The organism is Calorimonas adulescens, assembly GCF_008274215.1.
Lineage (GTDB): Bacteria > Bacillota > Thermoanaerobacteria > Thermoanaerobacterales > UBA4877 > Calorimonas > Calorimonas adulescens.
In genome coordinates, this window is record NZ_VTPS01000003.1 from 1 (window position 1) to 19,229 (window position 19,229).

The 19,229-nt window shown below is 42.0% G+C and carries 19 protein-coding genes; 17 read left to right on the forward strand and 2 right to left on the reverse strand.

Annotation, left to right across the window (positions count from 1 at the left end):
- Positions 1-251 precede the first annotated feature (251 nt).
- Positions 252-857: an NUDIX hydrolase gene (locus FWJ32_RS02615; protein WP_149544424.1), complete on the forward strand. Its 606-nt coding sequence runs from the start codon at positions 252-254 to the stop codon at positions 855-857.
- Positions 858-898: 41 nt separating this feature from the next.
- Here the strand turns inward: FWJ32_RS02615 and spoVT are convergent, their stop codons facing one another.
- Positions 899-1,453 carry a stage V sporulation protein T gene (spoVT, locus tag FWJ32_RS02620; protein WP_149544425.1) on the reverse strand — a complete coding sequence of 185 codons (555 nt, stop codon included), beginning with the start codon at positions 1,451-1,453 and terminating at the stop codon, positions 899-901.
- A 166-nt stretch (positions 1,454-1,619) separates the two neighbouring features.
- Between spoVT and yabG the strand changes: the two genes are divergently transcribed.
- The 8 genes from yabG to spoIIR all read left to right on the forward strand — a co-directional run bounded on the left by yabG (position 1,620) and on the right by spoIIR (position 9,711).
- Positions 1,620-2,477 (forward strand): sporulation peptidase YabG, encoded by an 858-nt coding sequence (gene yabG / locus FWJ32_RS02625; protein ID WP_149544426.1) that lies wholly within the window; start codon positions 1,620-1,622, stop codon positions 2,475-2,477.
- A 177-nt stretch (positions 2,478-2,654) separates the two neighbouring features.
- A complete protein-coding gene (locus tag FWJ32_RS02630; protein WP_338028685.1) occupies positions 2,655-2,915 on the forward strand; it encodes a Veg family protein in 261 nt (86 codons plus the stop codon).
- Positions 2,916-3,012: 97 nt separating this feature from the next.
- Positions 3,013-4,533 carry a DUF3794 and LysM peptidoglycan-binding domain-containing protein gene (locus FWJ32_RS02635; RefSeq protein ID WP_162523476.1) on the forward strand — a complete coding sequence of 507 codons (1,521 nt, stop codon included), beginning with the start codon at positions 3,013-3,015 and terminating at the stop codon, positions 4,531-4,533.
- A 382-nt stretch (positions 4,534-4,915) separates the two neighbouring features.
- Positions 4,916-6,562, forward strand: a complete 1,647-nt coding sequence (locus FWJ32_RS02640) for a peptide ABC transporter substrate-binding protein (protein ID WP_149544429.1) — start codon at positions 4,916-4,918, stop codon at positions 6,560-6,562.
- Positions 6,563-6,728: 166 nt separating this feature from the next.
- A complete protein-coding gene (ispE, locus tag FWJ32_RS02645) occupies positions 6,729-7,571 on the forward strand; it encodes a 4-(cytidine 5'-diphospho)-2-C-methyl-D-erythritol kinase (protein WP_149544430.1) in 843 nt (280 codons plus the stop codon).
- Complete coding sequence (locus FWJ32_RS02650; protein ID WP_149544431.1) at positions 7,564-8,229, forward strand: GntR family transcriptional regulator; 666 nt, start codon at positions 7,564-7,566, stop codon at positions 8,227-8,229. Before ispE ends, FWJ32_RS02650 begins: the two co-directional genes overlap by 8 nt.
- Positions 8,230-8,247: 18 nt before the next feature.
- The gene (locus tag FWJ32_RS02655) at positions 8,248-8,976 is read left to right on the forward strand and encodes an NTP transferase domain-containing protein (RefSeq protein WP_238988768.1); all 729 of its coding nucleotides are present in this window, start codon (positions 8,248-8,250) and stop codon (positions 8,974-8,976) included.
- A 78-nt stretch (positions 8,977-9,054) separates the two neighbouring features.
- Complete coding sequence (gene spoIIR, locus FWJ32_RS02660) at positions 9,055-9,711, forward strand: stage II sporulation protein R (RefSeq protein WP_149544432.1); 657 nt, start codon at positions 9,055-9,057, stop codon at positions 9,709-9,711.
- A gap of 30 nt (positions 9,712-9,741) precedes the next feature.
- Here spoIIR and FWJ32_RS02665 read toward each other — a convergent pair whose 3' ends face one another.
- Positions 9,742-11,385, reverse strand: a complete 1,644-nt coding sequence (locus FWJ32_RS02665; RefSeq protein WP_149544433.1) for a peptide ABC transporter substrate-binding protein — start codon at positions 11,383-11,385, stop codon at positions 9,742-9,744.
- A 320-nt stretch (positions 11,386-11,705) separates the two neighbouring features.
- Between FWJ32_RS02665 and sleB the strand changes: the two genes are divergently transcribed.
- The 8 genes from sleB (at position 11,706) to FWJ32_RS02705 (ending at position 19,219) form a co-directional block, all read left to right on the forward strand.
- Positions 11,706-12,380 carry a spore cortex-lytic enzyme gene (sleB, locus tag FWJ32_RS02670; protein ID WP_149544434.1) on the forward strand — a complete coding sequence of 225 codons (675 nt, stop codon included), beginning with the start codon at positions 11,706-11,708 and terminating at the stop codon, positions 12,378-12,380.
- A 4-nt stretch (positions 12,381-12,384) separates the two neighbouring features.
- A complete protein-coding gene (ypeB, locus tag FWJ32_RS02675; RefSeq protein ID WP_149544435.1) occupies positions 12,385-13,737 on the forward strand; it encodes a germination protein YpeB in 1,353 nt (450 codons plus the stop codon).
- A gap of 69 nt (positions 13,738-13,806) precedes the next feature.
- A complete protein-coding gene (locus FWJ32_RS02680) occupies positions 13,807-14,007 on the forward strand; it encodes a small, acid-soluble spore protein, alpha/beta type (protein WP_149544436.1) in 201 nt (66 codons plus the stop codon).
- A 186-nt stretch (positions 14,008-14,193) separates the two neighbouring features.
- Positions 14,194-15,072: a cation diffusion facilitator family transporter gene (locus FWJ32_RS02685; protein ID WP_149544437.1), complete on the forward strand. Its 879-nt coding sequence runs from the start codon at positions 14,194-14,196 to the stop codon at positions 15,070-15,072.
- Between the two features lie 82 nt (positions 15,073-15,154).
- Positions 15,155-16,225: a D-alanine--D-alanine ligase family protein gene (locus FWJ32_RS02690; protein WP_149544438.1), complete on the forward strand. Its 1,071-nt coding sequence runs from the start codon at positions 15,155-15,157 to the stop codon at positions 16,223-16,225.
- Between the two features lie 789 nt (positions 16,226-17,014).
- The gene (locus FWJ32_RS02695; RefSeq protein WP_149544439.1) at positions 17,015-17,419 is read left to right on the forward strand and encodes a YwiB family protein; all 405 of its coding nucleotides are present in this window, start codon (positions 17,015-17,017) and stop codon (positions 17,417-17,419) included.
- A complete protein-coding gene (argS, locus tag FWJ32_RS02700) occupies positions 17,419-19,101 on the forward strand; it encodes an arginine--tRNA ligase (RefSeq protein ID WP_149544440.1) in 1,683 nt (560 codons plus the stop codon). Before FWJ32_RS02695 ends, argS begins: the two co-directional genes overlap by 1 nt.
- Before the next feature lie 13 nt (positions 19,102-19,114).
- Positions 19,115-19,219 carry a sigma 54-interacting transcriptional regulator gene (locus tag FWJ32_RS02705; protein WP_476727222.1) on the forward strand — a complete coding sequence of 35 codons (105 nt, stop codon included), beginning with the start codon at positions 19,115-19,117 and terminating at the stop codon, positions 19,217-19,219.
- Positions 19,220-19,229 lie beyond the last annotated feature (10 nt).

Consider the following 19,229-nt stretch of genomic DNA (forward strand, 5'->3'; position numbering starts at 1 on the left):
GTATAATCTTTGGTGTATAGTTTAGTGTTTTTCATGACTTAATTATACAGCTTATACGGGTACTTCGGTACCCGTATTTGCTTTTACGCAATAAAAAAAGCGCTGTTGCACAATGAACTATTTAGTCCATTGTGCAACAGCCCCTTTATTATGGTAATACTGTGGTTTTTGATTTGTTGTTATTCAGTTGTGGTTTATACTATGATTAAGGTGTATCGTTAAATTATAATTTTAAGTTATGGGGGTCATTTATGGACTTGATAAAACTGGCCGGCAGAAAACCGGATATAATGGACAGCGAGAGGTATTTTAAATCAGCGGTCACTGTGCCTGTTGTAAATATCGACGGAGTTGACCAGATACTCTTTGAGGTAAGGTCAGATACCATAAAGAGGCAGCCTGGTGAGATCAGCTTTCCGGGCGGCGGTATGGAGAAGACCGATTCATGCAGCATGGAAACAGCGATACGAGAGACCACTGAGGAACTGGGTATTTCAAAGGAGGATATTCAGATAATAGCACCCTTAGATATAGTCATCACGCCATTTAATTTAATTATATACCCTTATGTTGGCAGGATATTAAACCCGGGTATCATAAAGCCAAATGCAGACGAGGTGAAAGAGGTCTTTTATGTCCCTATAGATTTTTTTGTAAAAAATAAGCCAAATACATACTATGTAACAGTAAAAGTAGAGCCGACAGCGGATTTTCCATACCATCTTATTCCATATGGGAACAATTACAGGTGGCGTACAGGTCAATACCCGGAACACTTCTACCAGTACAAAGACCATGTTATATGGGGACTTACAGCCAGGATACTTTTGAATTTTTTGACCCTGTCGGGGATATGAGTTTAGATTTACAAAAAAGCCCACCATAAGGTGGGTAATTATCAATCCTCCATTTGCTTGCCCAAGAATGATGCAGCAGTTTCTGCCAGCTTTACGTCGGTTTCACTGAGCTGGGTGTTTTCATCCCTGCTGGTTATTATCACTGCACCTATGCAGTCACCCCTTGAGATTATTGGAGTTATTACTTGAGATACGGCAACTTTTTCTGGTTCCCCTTCATATAGCGGGATGGTATTACCTTCACCTCCCTTTCCAAGCAGTACGGTCTTTTTTGTGTCCATTATTTTTTCTAGTTCCTTGCTTATGGGTTTGTCAAGGTAATCTCTTTTGATACCACCCGATACTGCGATAATTGTATCCCCATCTGTTACCAGGACTATATGTTTGGTTGATTGATACAGGGCATCGGAATACTGTTGAGCAAAGTCACTGAGCTCCCCTATGGGTGAATATTTTTTCAGTATTATTTCTCCTTCTCTATCTGTGAATATTTCTAAAGGGTCACCCTCCCTGATTCTCAAGGTACGCCTTATCTCTTTGGGTATAACTACTCTGCCAAGGTCATCAATTCTTCTTACAATTCCGGTAGCTTTCAAGTTAGTAACCTCCTTTAGTTGTATCCTTAAGCTTATCATTATTATTTTTCCTTTTATGAAAAAATATTCATCAATATGTCTATTAATGGTGTGGGATGGAAAAAGCACCTAAAGATATATATTTTCATATTATATCATAGACATATATGAAGGGGTGAAGCATTATATGTTTAAGATTGGGGATATGGTTGTAAGAAAATCGTATAACAGTGATATACTATTTACAGTATGTGGTTACAGGCGACAGGGCAAGAATGTGATATACAGGATAAAAGGCGCCTGTGTAAGGATAGAGGCTGACGCTTCTGAGGACGACCTCATGCCGGTTGAGAAGACAAGAAAAGAACAGTTCACAAAACACTATGACGATATTGTAGAAAGAATAAAACTTCAAATAAAAAAAGAAAGAAATTCAAACACGGGTTTTAGAAGTTTTGGCAGCGAGGGTGACATATTGAAGAGGCCAGGCCGTGTACTTCACCTGGACGGCGATATAGACTATCTAAAAGAATGCCTTAGCATTTATCGGGAATTAAATATAGATGTGGTCGGAGTAGAAGTAAGAGAGGAAAAACAACCTGACGTTGTCCTGGAATTATTAAACAGGTATAAACCGGATATACTTGTGATAACAGGCCACGATGCAATGAAAAAAGGGGCAGTTGACAGGTTAGACCTTTCCAATTACAAAAATTCAGCGTATTTTGTACAGGCGGTTAAAAAGGCCAGGGAATATGAGCCATCACTGGATGACCTTGCAATCATTGCAGGTGCATGTCAATCGTGTTATGAGGAGTTGATGGAGGCTGGTGCGAACTATGCCAGCTCGCCTCAGAGAGTCCTTATACACTGTCTCGATCCGGTATTTATCTGCGAAAAAATTGCATATACGAAGATCAACGATATTATCAATGCTTCGGATGTTCTTGAAAGGACAATAAGCGGGAAGGAAGGTATGGGAGGGCTGAATACTCGCGGCAAGTACAGAGAGGGATTGCCAAACTACAGCAAGAGGGTGAATTAGAATATATAAAAAAATAAAGATAACTAGAGAACGGTTATAATTATATGAGAAGATACTGAAAAAATATTTATAAATGGCAATTGACAAGTTTTTAAGATGGGTATATAATATTTAACTTGACATTAGCCACCCTAAATGTTAAAATATTATAAAAGATGTCTTAGAGGGGTGGTAGATTTGTCTGACAAGAATGCCCTTATGGAGATTAAAAAGGTTATTGACAGACACATTGGAGAGAGGGTTAGACTCAAGACTAACGGAGGACGAAAGAAAACCATAATCAGAGAAGGCATACTTGAAGAGACTTACCCAAGCATTTTTATAGTTAAAATAGAAATGGATAACTCAGTTAGGCGCATTTCTTATAGCTACTCCGACATTTTGACAGAGACTGTTGAACTTAGCTTATGCAGCAATTTAAATAAAGAATGTGTTTAAAAAACCGGGTTTGCCTCGGTTTTTTAAATTTTTATCATATTTTCCCTCCCGGGGTTATATCTATATATTAATGAGAAATGCTTGGGAGGGAATTCTTATGTCTATAGATGCTGTCAGTGACGCCATTAAACTGGATAGGCTGATAAAGAAGTGGGATGTACAGGTCATGGCAACGAGCGATGTACTGGTACCGGATGTCAAGCCCGATGTGGAAGAGATTATAGGGGTGGATTGTAAACTTATAATTGATGACGGCGAAGTGGCTAACGGCAGGATATTGATAGAGGGAAGGGTCCTGACCCGTGTTTTATATGCCACGGCTCAGGAGGACAGGCCTGTTGCTGGTATGGACGCCGTGATTGAATTCAGCCACTATTTTGATGCGACCGATGTTGACGAAGATGTGACAGTACGAGCCAGGGGATATGTGGAGCATACAGACTGCGATGTGATAAACAGCAGAAAACTTCAGTTAAAGCATGTTATAAATTTAAGCCTATCCATAGGCAAGGAGGAGAGTATCAATGCTGTCACATCGATTGAACTGGATGATGTAATGTGCAAGAACAGTGGTATAAGGGCGAGGCATATGGTCGGCGAGGGCTCTTCAGAGACAATAGTAAGGGAGGATATAAACCTCGGCGAGGATGTGGTTGTACGGGACATACTTTATTCTGATGTAACAGTGACAAACCTGGGAATGCAGCTTTCTGACAACAAGGTTCTTGTGGAAGGTACATTGAGTGTCGACCTTATATATTTAGAAGATACTGAAGGCGTAAAATATGACTCATATAGCACAGAACTGGGTTTTACACATTATGTAGATGTAGACGGCGTTCAGGCGTATATGTTTCCAGAAGTGGAGTGTGTTGTTGAGGAGGTCAGTGCTGACCCTAAGGATAGTGGCACGGTGAACATAGAGGCTGTCCTGAATGTCAGGGTTAAGGTGTATGAGGAAGAAGAAAAGACTTTAATAGTAGACGCATATAGTCTTTCGAGAAATATCAGGGGGAATCAGGGCAGTTTTGCTGTTTTAAGTGAGGCATTCAGGTCAAACACACAGCTTAGCCTGAGGGACACTGTAGAACTGTCCAGAGATGCTAAACATATACTTCTGGTAAGGGGCCAGGCCCAGGCAGGTGAATATGAGTTTTCCGGCAACAGGTTATACATAGACGGTTTATTATTGGTAAGGGTATATTACATAACCGAATCCGGTCTTGCGTGTGATATGGCAGAAATGCCATTCAGGCATGTGGTGGATTCTGATGAATTAAAGGATGATGACAAGCTTGACGTGCGGTTTAATGTATCCCACATCGCATATACCTTAAATGGCAATGCTGTGGACATCAGATATACCGTTGACTGCAATCTTAAGGTATACAGGGAGAACAGGTTCATTTATCTATTATCGGTAGAAGAGTCAGATGAGGAAACCCTGCCTGAGCCAGCCAGTATAACCGTATATGTGGTCGGAAAGGGAGAGACACTCTGGGACGTTGCCAAGAGATACAGGACCACCATAGAAAAGATCAAAGGTATAAATGAGCTAGAAGAGGAGATATTGAATGAAGGAGACAAACTCCTGATCTTGAAAGAAATTAAGCCGTAATAGAACTTTATTATTGTAAATGCAAGAATCTTCGTGTAGAATTATAGTAAATATAAAATGATAGGGACAAACCATCTAAACAGTATTGCTAATGGGATGGAATAGGAAGGATTTCATCCCAACATTCTGTGGAATATGAGGTGGTTTTTTGTGGCACGAAATTTGCTTGTATATTGAATATAAATGATAATTGTAAAAGAGGGGGGAGTATCAACACAAGTCTTATATTGTCACACACTTACCTGTATAAGTGTTTCTATTATCCTGCTGCTTAAATATTTTGCTGGGAAGATTGTAGAAGATTTTAGCTTATAAAAAGGGGCGTGTTGATTATTTGAGCTTTTGCTAAAATTAAAAAACAAGAAGGGGAGGTAATGGACGAATGAAGAGGACTTTAATCATAGGCCTGGCCATTATCATGGTATTATCTTTAGTGGCGGGTTGCAGCACAGGCGGACAGCAACAAAAACAGCAAGGCCAGGGGGAAAATAATGGCACTTCCAATGAGGTGGTCATACGCTATAACATGGGTACAGAACCCCAGACGATAGACCCGGCGCTCAACAGTGCCCTCGATGGTGCTGAGGTAATCCTGCATGTGTTTGAGGGGTTGACCACCCTGGATGAAAATTCTAAGGCGAAACCTGGCATAGCAAAGAGTTGGGAGATCTCTGATGACGGGTTGACAATCACATTCCACCTGCGGGATGCAAAGTGGTCTGATGGCAAGCCGGTTACAGCCGGTGACTTTGCCTATGCATGGACAAGGGCTTTAGACCCTAAGACTGCGTCCAGCTATGCCTATCAGTTGTATTTCATAAAGAATGCTGAAAAATTCAACCTTGGCGAGGCGAGTGCGGAGGACCTTGGCGTAAAGGTCATTGACGATAAAACCCTTGAGGTCACGCTGGAAAATCCTACACCTTTTATTATGGAGCTTTTTGCCTTTATGACCTATATGCCGGTAAGGAAAGATATCATAGAGGCACATCCTGATGACTGGACACAGAATCCTGAGACGTATATAGGTGACGGCGCTTTTAAGCTGGCTGAATGGAACCATAATGACTCTATAGTTCTGGTCAAGAATGAGAACTACTGGGATGCTGAAAATATAAAACCCGATAAATTAGTGTTTACCATGATTTCTGAACCAGCTACAGAACTGTCTGCCTTTGAGAGTGGAGATTTAGATTTTGGTGATAATCCGCCGTCTACCGAGCTGGAAAGATTAAAGCAGGAGGGAGTGTTAAAGGAATACCCGTTGCTCTCTACCTATGCATATGTATTTAATACAAAGAGGGCACCCTTTGACAATCCTAAGGTAAGGAAGGCATTCTCTTTAGCCATAGACAGAAAGGCAATAGTAGACCAGATCGCAAAGGGTGGTCAGCCTTTGGCGGCAGCGTGGGTACCCTATGGCATGCCTGACGCAAAACCAGGTGAGGATTTCAGAAAAGTTGGTGGCGACTATTTTGACCCCACCAAGGCCAATGTAGAAGAGGCAAAGAAGCTTCTTGCAGAGGCAGGATATCCTGATGGCAAGGGTCTTCCGGAGATCACACTGCTCTATAATACCAGTGAAAGCCACAAGGCAATAGCCGAGGCGCTGCAGGAGATGTGGAAGCAAAACCTGGGGGTAGACGTGAAGATAGCCAATCAAGAGTGGCAGGTCTTTTTAGCTACCAGGCGACAGACCCATGACTATCAGATTGCAAGATGGGGATGGGTTTCAGACTATATAGATCCAATGGGCTTTTTAGACATGCTTCAGACTGGAATGGGTAACAACGACGCTCAGTATTCCAATCCTCAGTTCGACGAGATGATAAGGAAATCCAAGACGGCAAAGACATCCGAGGAGAGGATGCAGTATCTCCACAAGGCAGAGGACATTCTCATGGATGATGCTGTTGTAATGCCAATATATTTCTATATAAACTATGTTGTGGTTGATCCTAAGCTCCAGGGTTATATAGTTGACCCGCTTGGGTATGTATATTTCCATCATGCTTATTTTGCAAAGTAATAGAGAGAGCACAGATATGACAAAAAACGGTTTGGAAACAAACCGTTTTTTGTACCGCTATTCAAAATTTTACCGTCTGTAAGACGGTTTTTCTATTTACACGGGTTTATTAAAGTCTTATAATTATAGTCAGTGTAACAATTTTTTATATATTAAGAGGTGCTGAATGTTTTTAAGAGCAAATGCAAAGATAAACCTTTTTCTGGATGTCATAGGGACAAGGGACGATGGCTATCATGATATAGTGACAGTTATGCACACTATTGGTCTACATGATACGGTATACATTAAACCTATATTTAAAAAAATTAATGTTGATATGCTTGATATGCCAAAGGAGTTGAATCTTGCATATAAAGCAGCATGTGCCCTCAGAGGCAAAAGAGACAACCTGGGTGCCTATATAAAGATTAGAAAGCGCATCCCAATTGGGTCGGGCATGGGCGGCGGCAGTTCAGATGCGGCACAGGTATTGATAGGGCTCAACAAGCTGTGGCGCCTTAACAAGACAGATGAAGAACTTATGGAAATTGCTGCGTCTATAGGCAGCGACGTACCATTTTTTATTAAAGGAGGAATGGCACTGGCAGAGGGGAGGGGGGAGAGGATAACACCGTTAGATCCTATCGATCTGGATGTCCTGATTGTAAAGCCAAAAGAGTCTATTTCAACGAGGAAGATATACAGTATACTTGATAATGTAAGTTATTCTCATGGCGATATCGACGGCTTTCTGGAGAATTGCCATACCGGTGATCCTGTAAAAATCGCCAGGTATATGGATAATGTGCTGGAGGCTGCAGCTCATAGTATTCTCCCATCTATTGAAAAAATCAAAAGGGACCTTGAAGAGAATGGGGCTGTAAAAGCCATGATGACCGGAGGCGGTTCTGCGGTTTTCGGTGTGTTTACCGATAGGACTGTCTTGATGAATGCATACAAAAAATTAAAGCTCAATTATCCTTTTGTATATTATACTAAAACTGTTGGGTGGGATATGAATGGATAATTTTAATCCGATAGAAACCTATAAGCCATTGAGAGACCTTGTCTTTGAATATATGAAGGAAGGTATAATATCGGGAGAATTTAAACCGGGTCAGAGATTGATGGAGGTTCAGCTCGCATCAAAACTAGGAGTAAGTCGTACACCTATCAGAGAGGCTATAAGAAAGCTTGAACTGGAAGGCCTTGTGATTATGATGCCGAGGAAGGGTGCATATGTTTCCGACCTTTCGCAGAAGGATATCCTTGAGGTCTTTGAAGTGAGGACGGCCTTAGAAGGCCTGGCCGCAGCCCTCGCTGCTGAGCGTATGTCCAATGATGAGATCCGTATGCTGACAGATATTATGGAAAATTTTAAAGACTATGTGGATAAAAGCGATGAAAATGGTATAATAGAGGCAGATACTGAGTTTCATAATCTTATATTTCAGTCTACCAGGAATGATAAGTTAATACAGATAAACAATAACCTGCAGGAACAGCTTAAAAGGTTCAGGATAAAATACCTTGAGGCATATAAGAGGCCAAACAAGCTGATACCTGAGCATGAAAGGATTGTAGAGGCCATTAAAAAACGTACTCCTGAAACTGCAAGAAAAGCTGCAGAAAGACACTTGGAATCTACACAGGAGGATTTTGTGAGATCGCTCAGTAAAATATAACAGTTGAGGGTGGATGCTATGATAAATGCTGTAATACTGGCCGGAAGTGGAGAAATAGAGAAAATACCGGGGAAGTCCCTTGCAAAGATAAACGGAAAGCCGATGCTGTCTTATGTGGTGGATGCAGCTAGAAAAACTGATATGATTGGCAGCATATATGTTGTTGGCAATGATGATATCAGAGGATTTTGCCTGGAGAATGATTTGGAGTTTGCTGAGGGGGGCACTGATATACTGGATAACCTTATAAAGGGTATCCAGAGGTTTAAAAATGACAGGCGCATAATAATATTGACAGGAGACATACCATACATTACGCCGGAAGCAATAATAGATTTTATTATCAGGTCAGAAGAGATAGATGCGGATTTCTGTTACCCCATAGTTGAGAAAAAGACATGTGAGGAAAAGTTTCCCGGGACGCGCAGGACCTATGTGACTTTAAAGGATGGGGCCTTTACCGGTGGGAATGTATTTTATCTAAATCCTGGGATTATAGAACGGTGTATGCCTGTAATTCGTCATGTGGTACAGAATCGTAAGAATCCTGCTAAGATAGCAACTATACTGGGGCCTGGCTTGATTCTTGCGTTTTTGTTTAAAACCCTTACCATTGAAATGGTGGAGAAAAAGGCTTCAAGGATGCTCAATATAACCGCAAAGGCAATTATCTCACCATATGCAGAGATAGGAAATGATGTAGATAAACCGGAGGACCTTGAGATGGCTAATCAGATACTGATGTGAAAAATGTTTCAATAAATGTATAAAATCCCTGCCTTCTGTAAATAATTTAAATTAGAACAGAAAGGTGGGGATTTTTCTATGAAATGGGCTGTTGCTATACTGGTTACCACCCTGATAGCTGTCTTACTGACGGGATACATTTTACCAGACAAGGACCTGCAGGTTGACCTGTCAAATAAACTGCTGAGATTTCACGTAATAGCCAACAGCGATGATGAAGCCGATCAACAGTTGAAATTAAAGGTCAAGGATGCGATTGTCGAATGTTTGGACCCGTACCTTACAGCAACAGACAGCAAAAATGATGCAATGGTCTTGATTAACAGTAAACTAAATGATATACAAAGAACTGCTGAAGAGGTTATAAAAGAAGAGGGTTATGAATATCCAGTCAAGGTGTCCATAGGGAAATTTGATTTTCCTGTCAAGTCCTATGGGGCTATCACTTTACCATCGGGAGAGTATGATGCGCTTCGTATAGTGATTGGCAAGGGAGACGGGAAAAATTGGTGGTGCGTTCTCTTCCCTCCGCTCTGCTTTGTTGACACAGCCCATGGCAAGGTCCGTGATAATACAAAGGAAGAGCTGTCACGGGTACTTAGTAAGAATGAAATTGAAGAGATATCCTCTGATAGGCCGGAAATAAAATTTAAGGCTGTGGAGATAGTGGAAAATATAGCCAGCAAGGTATCCGATACTCTGAAGCTGGCATTTCAGAAAAGACCTCCGGATTAACCTCCGAAGGTCCTTTCTGTAACAATATATTTACTCTTTATATGCCTCATGGAAGTAGGTGTATCCCAGCGGGTCCACGTGATAGCCTTTCAGGTTGGGTTTTACTATATATGAATTTACATAGAAGTATATTGGGATGACAACCATCTCATCCATAAGGATATTCTCTGCCTGATGCATGTACTGCATTCGTTCTGCAGCGTTGGTAGTACGCTTTGCTTTGTCAATAAGGTCATCGTATTCTTTGTTGCTCCAGCCTGAATCATTGTTTCCACTACCCGTGGTAAACATATCAAGGAATGTCATGGGGTCTATATAATCGGCAAACCAGCCAAGCCTTGCAATCTGATAGTTTCCGTTTGCCCTGTCATCCAAGAATACTTGCCATTCCTCATTAGCCAGTTTGACTTCCACTCCTAAGTTTTTCTTCCACATTTCCTGCAGCATCTCAGCAATCTGCTTGTGACCTTCACTGGTATTATATAGCAGTGTTATCTCTGGCAGGCCCTTACCGCCAGGATAACCAGCCTCGGCAAGCAGTTTTTGGGCTTCCTCCACACTGGCTTTGTTTACATCATAATAGTCTCCACCAATTTCTCTGAAATCTTTGGTGGCGTCAGCATCAGGCAACCCGGGTGGTACCCATCCACCGGCTGGCTTCTGTCCGACCTGTGGAGGTGTTTCCACTATAGCCTTTCTATCTATTGCGAGAGAAAATGCCTTGCGTACCTTTGGATTGTCAAAGGGGGCTTTTTTTGTATTGAAGACGTATCCATATGTGGCTAAGCTTGGGTCTATATGGAGAACACCGTCTTCTCTCAGTCTTGGGAAGTCATTGGCTGGAGGATTATCACCAAAATCAATCTGATTGTTATCAAACGCTGCCAGTTCTGTGGATGCATCATTAATCATCACAAAGGTCAATTTATCGGGCTTTATCCTGCCAGCATCCCAGTAATTGGGGTTTTTCTCAAAGACTATGGAGTCGTTGTGATTCCATTCCTTCATAACAAATGCGCCGTTACCAATATATGTTTCAGGATTCTGGGCCCAGCCGTCGGGGTCTTTTTCGACTATGTCCTGCCTTACTGGCATGTAGGTAAAGAAAGCCAGAAGTTCAAGTATATAAGGGGTTGGAGACTCGAGGGTGAGTTCTAATGTCTTATCGTCTTTGGCCACAACACCTACATCCTCAGCCTTTGCCTCTCCCTTATTATATTTTTCACCGTTTTTGATGTAATAGAGCTGGTATGCGTACTCTGAACCAGTATCAGGGTTTAATACCCTCTTCCAGGCATACTCGAAATCCTTGGCGGTAACCGGTTTTCCGTCAGACCATTTTACTCCGTCCCTCAGATGAAAGGTATAGGTAAGGCCGTCACTGGATACATCCCACTTTTCTGCCACTGCCGGTTCTGCCTTATTATTTTTATCCAGCCTTGTGAGCCCCTCAAACACGTGATATATAACAGTACCCCCATCTATTGCTGTATTCTTCGCAGGGTCGACGCTCCTTGGTTCTGTCTGCAGGTTATAGGTTATTTCTATAGGCGCTGTTTGTTTGCCAGACTGTTGTGACTCCTGATTTTGATGTGTGGTCTGGCCGCTGCATGCTGATAAAGCCATACTGAGCACCAGCAATGCAGCCAGCATAATTATAAATCTCCTTTTCAAAAAATCCCCTCCCATTTATTTTTATTTTAACCACCGTGGTTTACGGTGAAAATGGCTTTTCAGGCTAATAACACACTATACATATTAGTGTGGCATAGTAACATCTAATGCACATTTTAAGACGAATACCAATAACATCAATATTAGCGTGGTATGAAACATAAAACTCAGCCTTAAAGCAAGTCAATGATACCCACACTATAGTCATGTTTATTAAATCATATAAATTCGACATTCAGAATAAAAATCCTGCTTTATACAAAAAATAACAATAAGACTGAGTATACAGATATATTTCAGCTAATTGAAAGGGGATACCCATGCAGAAAAGATATAAGCAGTTGGTATTGCTAGTAATTTTTGTGATAACTGTATTGATTGGAGGCGTGGCATACAGTGCCACGCTCTCCTGGGGGTCTAAAGGCAGCGAAGTGCTTGAGGCTCAGAGGAGACTGAAGAACTGGGGATACTATACAGGCCCCCTGGACGGGGTCTATGGCGCTAAGATGTATCAGGCTGTTGTAAGATTTCAGAAAAAGAATGGCCTTACACCCGATGGCGTCATAGGAAATGCCACCAAGAGGGCACTTGGTATGAGGATAACACCAGCGGCTGCCACAACACCATCCAGAGGTATATCCAGCAGGGACGACTACACTCTTCTGGCCAGGCTAATACATGGAGAAGCGCGGGGAGAACCATACATTGGAAAGGTTGCCGTTGGTGCTGTTGTGTTAAACAGGGTGAAGAGTTCAAAATTTCCAAACACCATATCAGGCGTAATATTTCAGCCCGGTGCCTTTACAGCGGTTGCCGACGGACAGATATGGTTAAATCCAGACGATGAGTCCCTCAGGGCGGCAAGAGATGCCCTGAACGGATGGGACCCTTCGGGAGGGGCGCTCTATTACTATAATCCTGCCAAGACGACCAGTGGCTGGATATGGTCAAGACCAGTCATAACAGTAATAGGTAAACACAGGTTTGCGAGGTGACATTATGAAATTTAAAAAAATTAATGCTGTAAGTCTGATTATGGTGGCTGCCGTTATAGGTCTGGGTATTTTTGGCATATATCAGTATAACCAAAAGACGTTTTATTACCGCTATCTGAACGGGCAGTACAACAGGGCCTTTTATCAACTTGTAGACAATATTGAAAATATGCAGGTTGGCCTTTCAAAACTTCAGGTCGCAGAAGAAGAAGAGATGGACATAATTACACTTACTGACGTACACAGGCGGGCCTTTACGGCGGCCGAGGCCGTTGCCCAATTGCCTATTCCCTCAGTGACCGTGGAAAATACACTGAGGTTTTTAAACCAGGTGGGTGACTATTCGTACAGCCTTCAAAGAAAGAGGGCAAGAGGTGAAGAATTCTCCGATACAGACAGGAAGAACATAGCTGAGCTCCATAAGATAGCAGGTGATGTTTCTGTGGAGTTGCAAAAGATCCAGGATGAGCTGGTGTCGGGGAAGATAACAATAAGTGACTTAAAGAGTAGAGGAGGTACAAGACTGGATAATATTTCTGACAGCCTTATGGGTGCCAGGTTTGAAAATGTAGAGAAGAGTATGGCAAACCTCCCAACATTAATATATGATGGACCGTTTTCTGCCTCCTTAGAGAGAAAGGTGCCAAAGGGTGTAACAGGAAACGATATTGACTTGAAAACAGCAGAAAAAAAAGCTGTGGATTTCCTGGGGGTTAAAAATGTCCGTTCAGTTAGACAGTACAGCTATGTGGACCAACCGGTGGACGGATTTGGGATAGAGGTGATAGATGATGAGAATGGTTCAAGCTACTATCTAAACGTCACCAAAAAGGGTGGCCATGTAATCTGGATGATGAATAGCAGGGATGTCGGCAAGGTTAATATATCCACCACACAGGCTGAAGGCTATGCTGAAAGATTTTTAAAGAGAAACGGATTTGATAATATGATGGCGACATATTCAATGAAGTATGACAATACGGTGGTCATAAACTATGCATATACTAAGGACGATATAGTATTTTACCCGGACCTTATTAAGGTAAAGGTTGCCTTAGATAATGGCGATGTGCTGGGCTTTGAGGCACAGAACTACTACATGTCTCACACGGAAAGGGCTGTAAAGAGACCGAAAATAACAGAAAGCCAAGCGGAAGACAGGATAAGTTTGAATTTAGATGTAAAACGAGTGAGGCTGGCCATAATTCCCTTACCAGGTGGGAAAGAAGTTCTTGCCTATGAATTTACAGGTGAGTATTCCGGAAATACCTATTATGTGTATATTAATGCCGAGAATGGAAATGAAGAGCAGGTCTTACAGGTTATAGATACTGAAGAAGGAAAGCTTACCATGTGATATTTTTCAACCTTCAGGACATAATAGTATTGGGGGCACCTTCAAATTCTGGTGAGGAGATGGTCATATATGTCCCGAAGGCGTAGTATAATGTCCGACGAGCTAAAGTATGAACTTGCCAGAGAATTAGGTGTTGACGATATAGTAGCAAGAGAAGGATGGGGTAGTGTATCTTCCAGAAACTGTGGCAACCTGGTGAGGCTTGCTATAGAGAGGGCTGAGAAGAGCATTGCCAGTAAGTACAGTGGTGGCCCTGAGGCCGGGGAGTGATCCCCGGCCTTTAACTGTTAAAGGTTTTTATTATCAATTGATAATAATTAATATCAGGAAAAAGTAGTTGCATTTTAAGAAAAAAGAACATATAATAATATAAATACTCTATTTCAATTGAAATGAGGCCGATGGATTCGTAGGCCGTATGGCCTGCGAATTTTTTATGGAGGGAGTGGAATATAAATGGAAGAAGCCAATTACAGAGAGCTGCTGAAGGTCAATGTTGTGGTATTATTGCTTAATTTGCTGGTATGTATTGCAAAGATAGTTGTGGGCAATGCGATAAATTCAATAAGCATGGTGGCCGACGGCTATCACTCGCTGACGGACATGGGCAATAATATAATTGGTATCGTGGGTATAAATTTTGCATACAGGCCATCAGATGAGAAACACCCTTACGGACACAAAAAGATTGAGACTATGGTAACTTTAATCATTGCTGCAGCATTGCTTGTACTGTGCTATGAAGTGACCATCGGTGCCATTAAAAGGTTTAAACAACCTGTTGCTGTTGACACCAATCTATATAGCATACTCGTCATGGCTGCCACTATTCTAATAAATATTTTCGTAGCAATGTATGAAAAAAAGAAAGCTGACACGCTGAAGAGCGACTTTCTGGCTTCAGATTCTATTCATACAACAAGCGATGTGCTGGTGTCGGTGTCTGTTATTGTTGGGTTAATCTTATCAAGGTATGGGCTTTCAATTGCGGATGTCATTATCTCTATATTTATTGTAATTATGATAGGACGGGCGGCATTTGAGATTTTATCCAAGAGTACAGGTGTTTTGATGGATTCTGTAGTGCTGGATGAAAAGGATATAGAGAGGCTTGTACTGAGTGTAGACGGTGTAAAGTCATGCCATAAGATAAGGACAAGAGGAAGAGAGGATGATATCAAGGTTGACCTCCATGTGCTTGTGGGAAATGATATGAATGTATACGATGCCCATGAGATTAGTGAGGTAATTGAGGAAAGATTGCGAGGAAAATTCCCTGGTATAACCGATGTCACCATCCATATTGAACCAGAGAGTAATGATAAACAATCTTGAAGAATGCTTCAATATATTGTGTGGTTATTTAGTTAATTTTAGAATACAATAGACCTAAAGAAGCATATTGGAGGGATTGTTAATGCCTTTGAAGTTGGGGGTTTTATTCGGTGGACAATCTGGAGAACATGAAGTGTCTCTGATGTCTGCAGCCTCGGTTATGAAGAACATAGATAGGCAAAAGTTTGAGATAATACCTATAGGGATAACAAAAAACGGGCACTGGTATCTATACAAAGGGGATATAGACGACATACAAAACGGTAATTGGTTGGATAATTCATATAAGGCCATACTTCCACCAGACCCATCATATCATGGACTTATTTATTTTGTAAATGGTGAGATTAAGATAGAACGTCTGGATGCGGTCTTTCCAGTCTTGCACGGGCCGAGAGGTGAGGATGGCACGATACAGGGACTTTTAGAGCTGGCGAATATACCGTATGTGGGGGCTGGTGTCACATCTTCTGCTGTGGGAATGGATAAGGTTTTTACCAAAAAGCTGTTAGAACACGCTGGACTCCCGATAGTACCGTATCTGGTATTTACGAAAAAACAGTGGTATGGGCAGAGCGAAGATGTCGCAGAGAATATAGAAACAAGGCTGGGATATCCTAACTTTGTAAAGCCGGCTAATCTTGGGTCCAGTGTGGGTATTACAAAGGTTCATGACAGGGTGGAGCTCACGGAGGCATTGAATTTAGCGGCAAGATATGACAGAAAAATTATTGTAGAAAAGTCAATAAACTGTAAAGATGTGGAATGTTCTGTGCTTGGAAACGAAAATCCTCGTGCATCAACAGTTGGAGAAATAATGCCGGCCAGGGAGTTTTATGACTATCAGGCTAAATACTGTGATACAGCTACGAGGCTGTTGATACCTGCCCAGTTGCCCGATGAAAAGATAGAGGAGATAAGAACCTTAGCTGTAAAGGCTTATAAAGTCCTTGACTGTCAGGGTATGGCCAGGGTTGACTTTTTTTATGAGAATGGTACGGGGAATGTATATGTTAACGAACTAAACACCATACCGGGTTTTACTCATGTGAGTATGTACCCCAAATTATGGGAAGCGTCAGGCCTGGCCTACGGAAAGCTCTTAGAAGATCTAATTGATTTGGCCCTGGAGAGGTTTCAAGATGTTCATTAAAATTGATATCACATGACGATGAAAAGCAATTGTAATCTTATACGATATCCATGGACGCATAAAAAATGAAAGCAAATGTCCTGGAGGGACAAGACGGATAGACCAATTATAATGTAATCTTAAGTGGGATCCCTGATCCCACTTTTTTATAATTATGGATGAGCACACAGGATTTGCATGTCATACCTGAAGAAGAAGACCTCATCATGTATCCACAAAAGGAACATCTTTCAGGCAGATATCTCATATAGCTGCGGTTTTCCATCCTTATGTCTATATAATCACATAAGTACGAAAGCATAACCACCGCCCTCCTGCAGTTATTTTCATCTATATATTATACCCCATTGTATGCATATTTAAAATATAAAATGTAATATTATTAATGATTAATTTGTTTTACAATTTAACAGATGTGTGTAAAGTACAATACTTCGTGGAATAATGCTGCTTGGGACGTTATAACGTGTGTATTTTTATTCTGCAGCGTACCTTACACTTTTTATAAATATTAAAAGCTTAAAACTGATGTCCATGCCGGATGTCCGGACTTTGTTTGATGCATTGAATGAAGACATTCCTTTGGGTCAAAGCTCCACATAATTTATCTTGCCGTAGGTACCTTTTCAAGTATACAGGCTATATGATATTATATACAGGATGCAGGTTATGACTGGATGTGGTTATATTAATATAGCAAAGTGTAGAACGTAAGGCAAAATAAACAATTATCCTTATGAACATGAAAGTGCTATAATTTAATTAAAAAGGCATTGAGGGGGAGGTTTTATGGCAAAGGCATGGGTAAGAGCTAAGGGCACCCAAATCTCACCCCATGGTGAAGAAAGCATCGAACTTACTACGGAGGCTGAACTTTATAAAAACAGGGGCAACTATTACATAGTTTACAGGAGCAGTCCAGACACCATTACCACGCTGAAGATTGAAAGGGACAGGGTAGTGGTGTATAACAGTGGAAGGCATAATTCAAAACTTGTGTTTGAAAAAGATAAGAAGAACGTCAGTCCCTATGTAACTTCTGATGGGATTTTTGACCTTGGGGTAATAGGAAAGAAAATGCACATAGATATTGGCAGTACAGGTGGAGAGGTTAACCTTAAGTATCACCTGGAGTTAAATAACAGGTATGTCAGTACCAATGAATTAAAGTTGACAGTAAGGGAGGTCAATTGATGTATAGTATTTTTAAGATACATAAAGACATAAAAAATGCTATAAAGGCATCTTTAGAAAAAATAGCCCTGGAATCGGGGATTGATTTAGAAGGATTGCCGGTACCGGAACTGGAGGTGCCAAAGGATAGAAGCTTTGGGGATTATGCTACCAATGTGGCCATGACATCATCTAAGATTTTCGGCAAAAAACCGCGTGAGCTGGCCGAGCTTATTGTTTCCAATTTTCCGGAGGTAAGGTATGTGTCGTCTATTGAGATAGCAGGTCCTGGCTTTATAAACTTCAAGCTGGATAAGACATGGCTTTATGATGTCCTCAGGGAAATAAGCTCTATGGGTCAGGACTATGGCAACTTAGATGTTGGTAAGGGTGAGAGGGTGCAGATAGAGTTTGTGTCTGCCAACCCTACGGGGCCCATGCATCTCGGCAATGCAAGAGGTGGGGCTATAGGCGATGTGCTGGCATCTATTATGCAAAAGGCTGGATATTATGTGGAAAGGGAGTTTTACATAAACGATGCAGGAAACCAGGTAGAAAAATTTGGGGCATCGTTGGAGGCAAGATACCTGCAGCTTTTAGGCCGTGATGCCAAAGTGCCCGAGGACGGTTATCACGGCGAGGACCTGGTGGACCTTATGAGGGAATATATCGAGGAGAAAGGTGAGAGCGCCCTTGCGTTAAGCTCTGAGGACAGGCAGCGTGTACTCAGGGAATGGGCGTTGGAGAAAAACATAAATAGAATGCATGAGGACCTTGAGGCATATGGCATCCACTATGATGTCTGGTTCAGGGAGAGTTCCCTCTATGAGAGCGGAGAGGTGGACACTGTAATCTCGGAGCTTAAAGCCAATGGCTATACCTATGATAAGGATGGTGCACTCTGGTTTAAGGCAACAGAATTTGGAGCTGATAAGGATGATGTGCTGGTCAGGGCCAACGGCATACCGACATATTTTGCCTCTGATATAGCCTACCACAGGAACAAGTTTGTAGAAAGGGGTTTTGACAGGGTAATTGATATCTGGGGCGCAGACCATGCCGGCCATGTGGGCAGGATGAAGGCTGCCATGAAGGCACTTGGCATTGAACCCGATAGGCTTACCGTTATACTGATGCAGCTTGTGAGGTTGAAGATGGGTGGAGAATTTGCCAGGATGTCAAAGAGAAAGGGCAACATGGTGACTCTGCGTGACCTGGTGGATGCCGTTGGGAGGGATGCCGTGAGGTTTTTGTTTAATATGCGGTCTTCAGACTCTCAGTTTGAGTTTGATATGGACCTGGCTATAAGGGAGAGCAGTGAGAACCCCGTGTTTTATGCTCAGTATGCCCATGCCAGAATCTGCAGTATACTGAGAAATGCAGAGTCAATAGGTATAACCGTCCCGGATATAGATGATGTGGATCTATACCATTTAAATAAGGACGAGGAGTTTAGCCTTATGGAGAAGTTGGCATCATACCCGGAGGAAATCGGCCAGGCCGCCCTGAGGTTAGAGCCATACCGGCTTACCCATTATGCCCTGGATTTAGCCACACTTTTCCATTCATTTTACACGGTATGCAGGGTAATAGGAGAGGAAGAGGGGGTTATGAAGGCAAGGCTTGTACTCATTGACAGCACAAGAAAGGTGCTGGCCAATGCACTGGCTGTCCTTGGAGTAAGTGCACCTGAGAAGATGTAGGGCTGATTTGGCAGTGTCCGAAAATGGGCCCTTTATCCTGCAGAACTGCGCAGCACTGCCGGCCAATCTGCTGGAGAGCATACTCTTCGGAACAGCAAGGTGGGCTTACTGGGGCTGAGGATAGGCCA

Excerpts from the sequence above, each read along its gene's own strand:
- FWJ32_RS02635 (WP_162523476.1), top strand. The coding sequence starts at position 3,013 with ATGTCTATAGATGCTGTCAGTGACGCCATTAAACTGGATAGGCTGATA.
- yabG (WP_149544426.1), top strand. The coding sequence starts at position 1,620 with ATGTTTAAGATTGGGGATATGGTTGTAAGAAAATCGTATAACAGTGAT.
- FWJ32_RS02640 (WP_149544429.1), top strand. The coding sequence starts at position 4,916 with ATGAAGAGGACTTTAATCATAGGCCTGGCCATTATCATGGTATTATCT.
- FWJ32_RS02615 (WP_149544424.1), top strand. The coding sequence starts at position 252 with ATGGACTTGATAAAACTGGCCGGCAGAAAACCGGATATAATGGACAGC.
- ispE (WP_149544430.1), top strand. The coding sequence starts at position 6,729 with ATGTTTTTAAGAGCAAATGCAAAGATAAACCTTTTTCTGGATGTCATA.
- spoIIR (WP_149544432.1), top strand. The coding sequence starts at position 9,055 with ATGAAATGGGCTGTTGCTATACTGGTTACCACCCTGATAGCTGTCTTA.
- ypeB (WP_149544435.1), top strand. The coding sequence starts at position 12,385 with ATGAAATTTAAAAAAATTAATGCTGTAAGTCTGATTATGGTGGCTGCC.
- FWJ32_RS02655 (WP_238988768.1), top strand. The coding sequence starts at position 8,248 with ATGATAAATGCTGTAATACTGGCCGGAAGTGGAGAAATAGAGAAAATA.
- FWJ32_RS02690 (WP_149544438.1), top strand. The coding sequence starts at position 15,155 with ATGCCTTTGAAGTTGGGGGTTTTATTCGGTGGACAATCTGGAGAACAT.
- FWJ32_RS02680 (WP_149544436.1), top strand. The coding sequence starts at position 13,807 with ATGTCCCGAAGGCGTAGTATAATGTCCGACGAGCTAAAGTATGAACTT.
- FWJ32_RS02650 (WP_149544431.1), top strand. The coding sequence starts at position 7,564 with ATGGATAATTTTAATCCGATAGAAACCTATAAGCCATTGAGAGACCTT.
- argS (WP_149544440.1), top strand. The coding sequence starts at position 17,419 with ATGTATAGTATTTTTAAGATACATAAAGACATAAAAAATGCTATAAAG.
- FWJ32_RS02695 (WP_149544439.1), top strand. The coding sequence starts at position 17,015 with ATGGCAAAGGCATGGGTAAGAGCTAAGGGCACCCAAATCTCACCCCAT.
- FWJ32_RS02685 (WP_149544437.1), top strand. The coding sequence starts at position 14,194 with ATGGAAGAAGCCAATTACAGAGAGCTGCTGAAGGTCAATGTTGTGGTA.
- sleB (WP_149544434.1), top strand. The coding sequence starts at position 11,706 with ATGCAGAAAAGATATAAGCAGTTGGTATTGCTAGTAATTTTTGTGATA.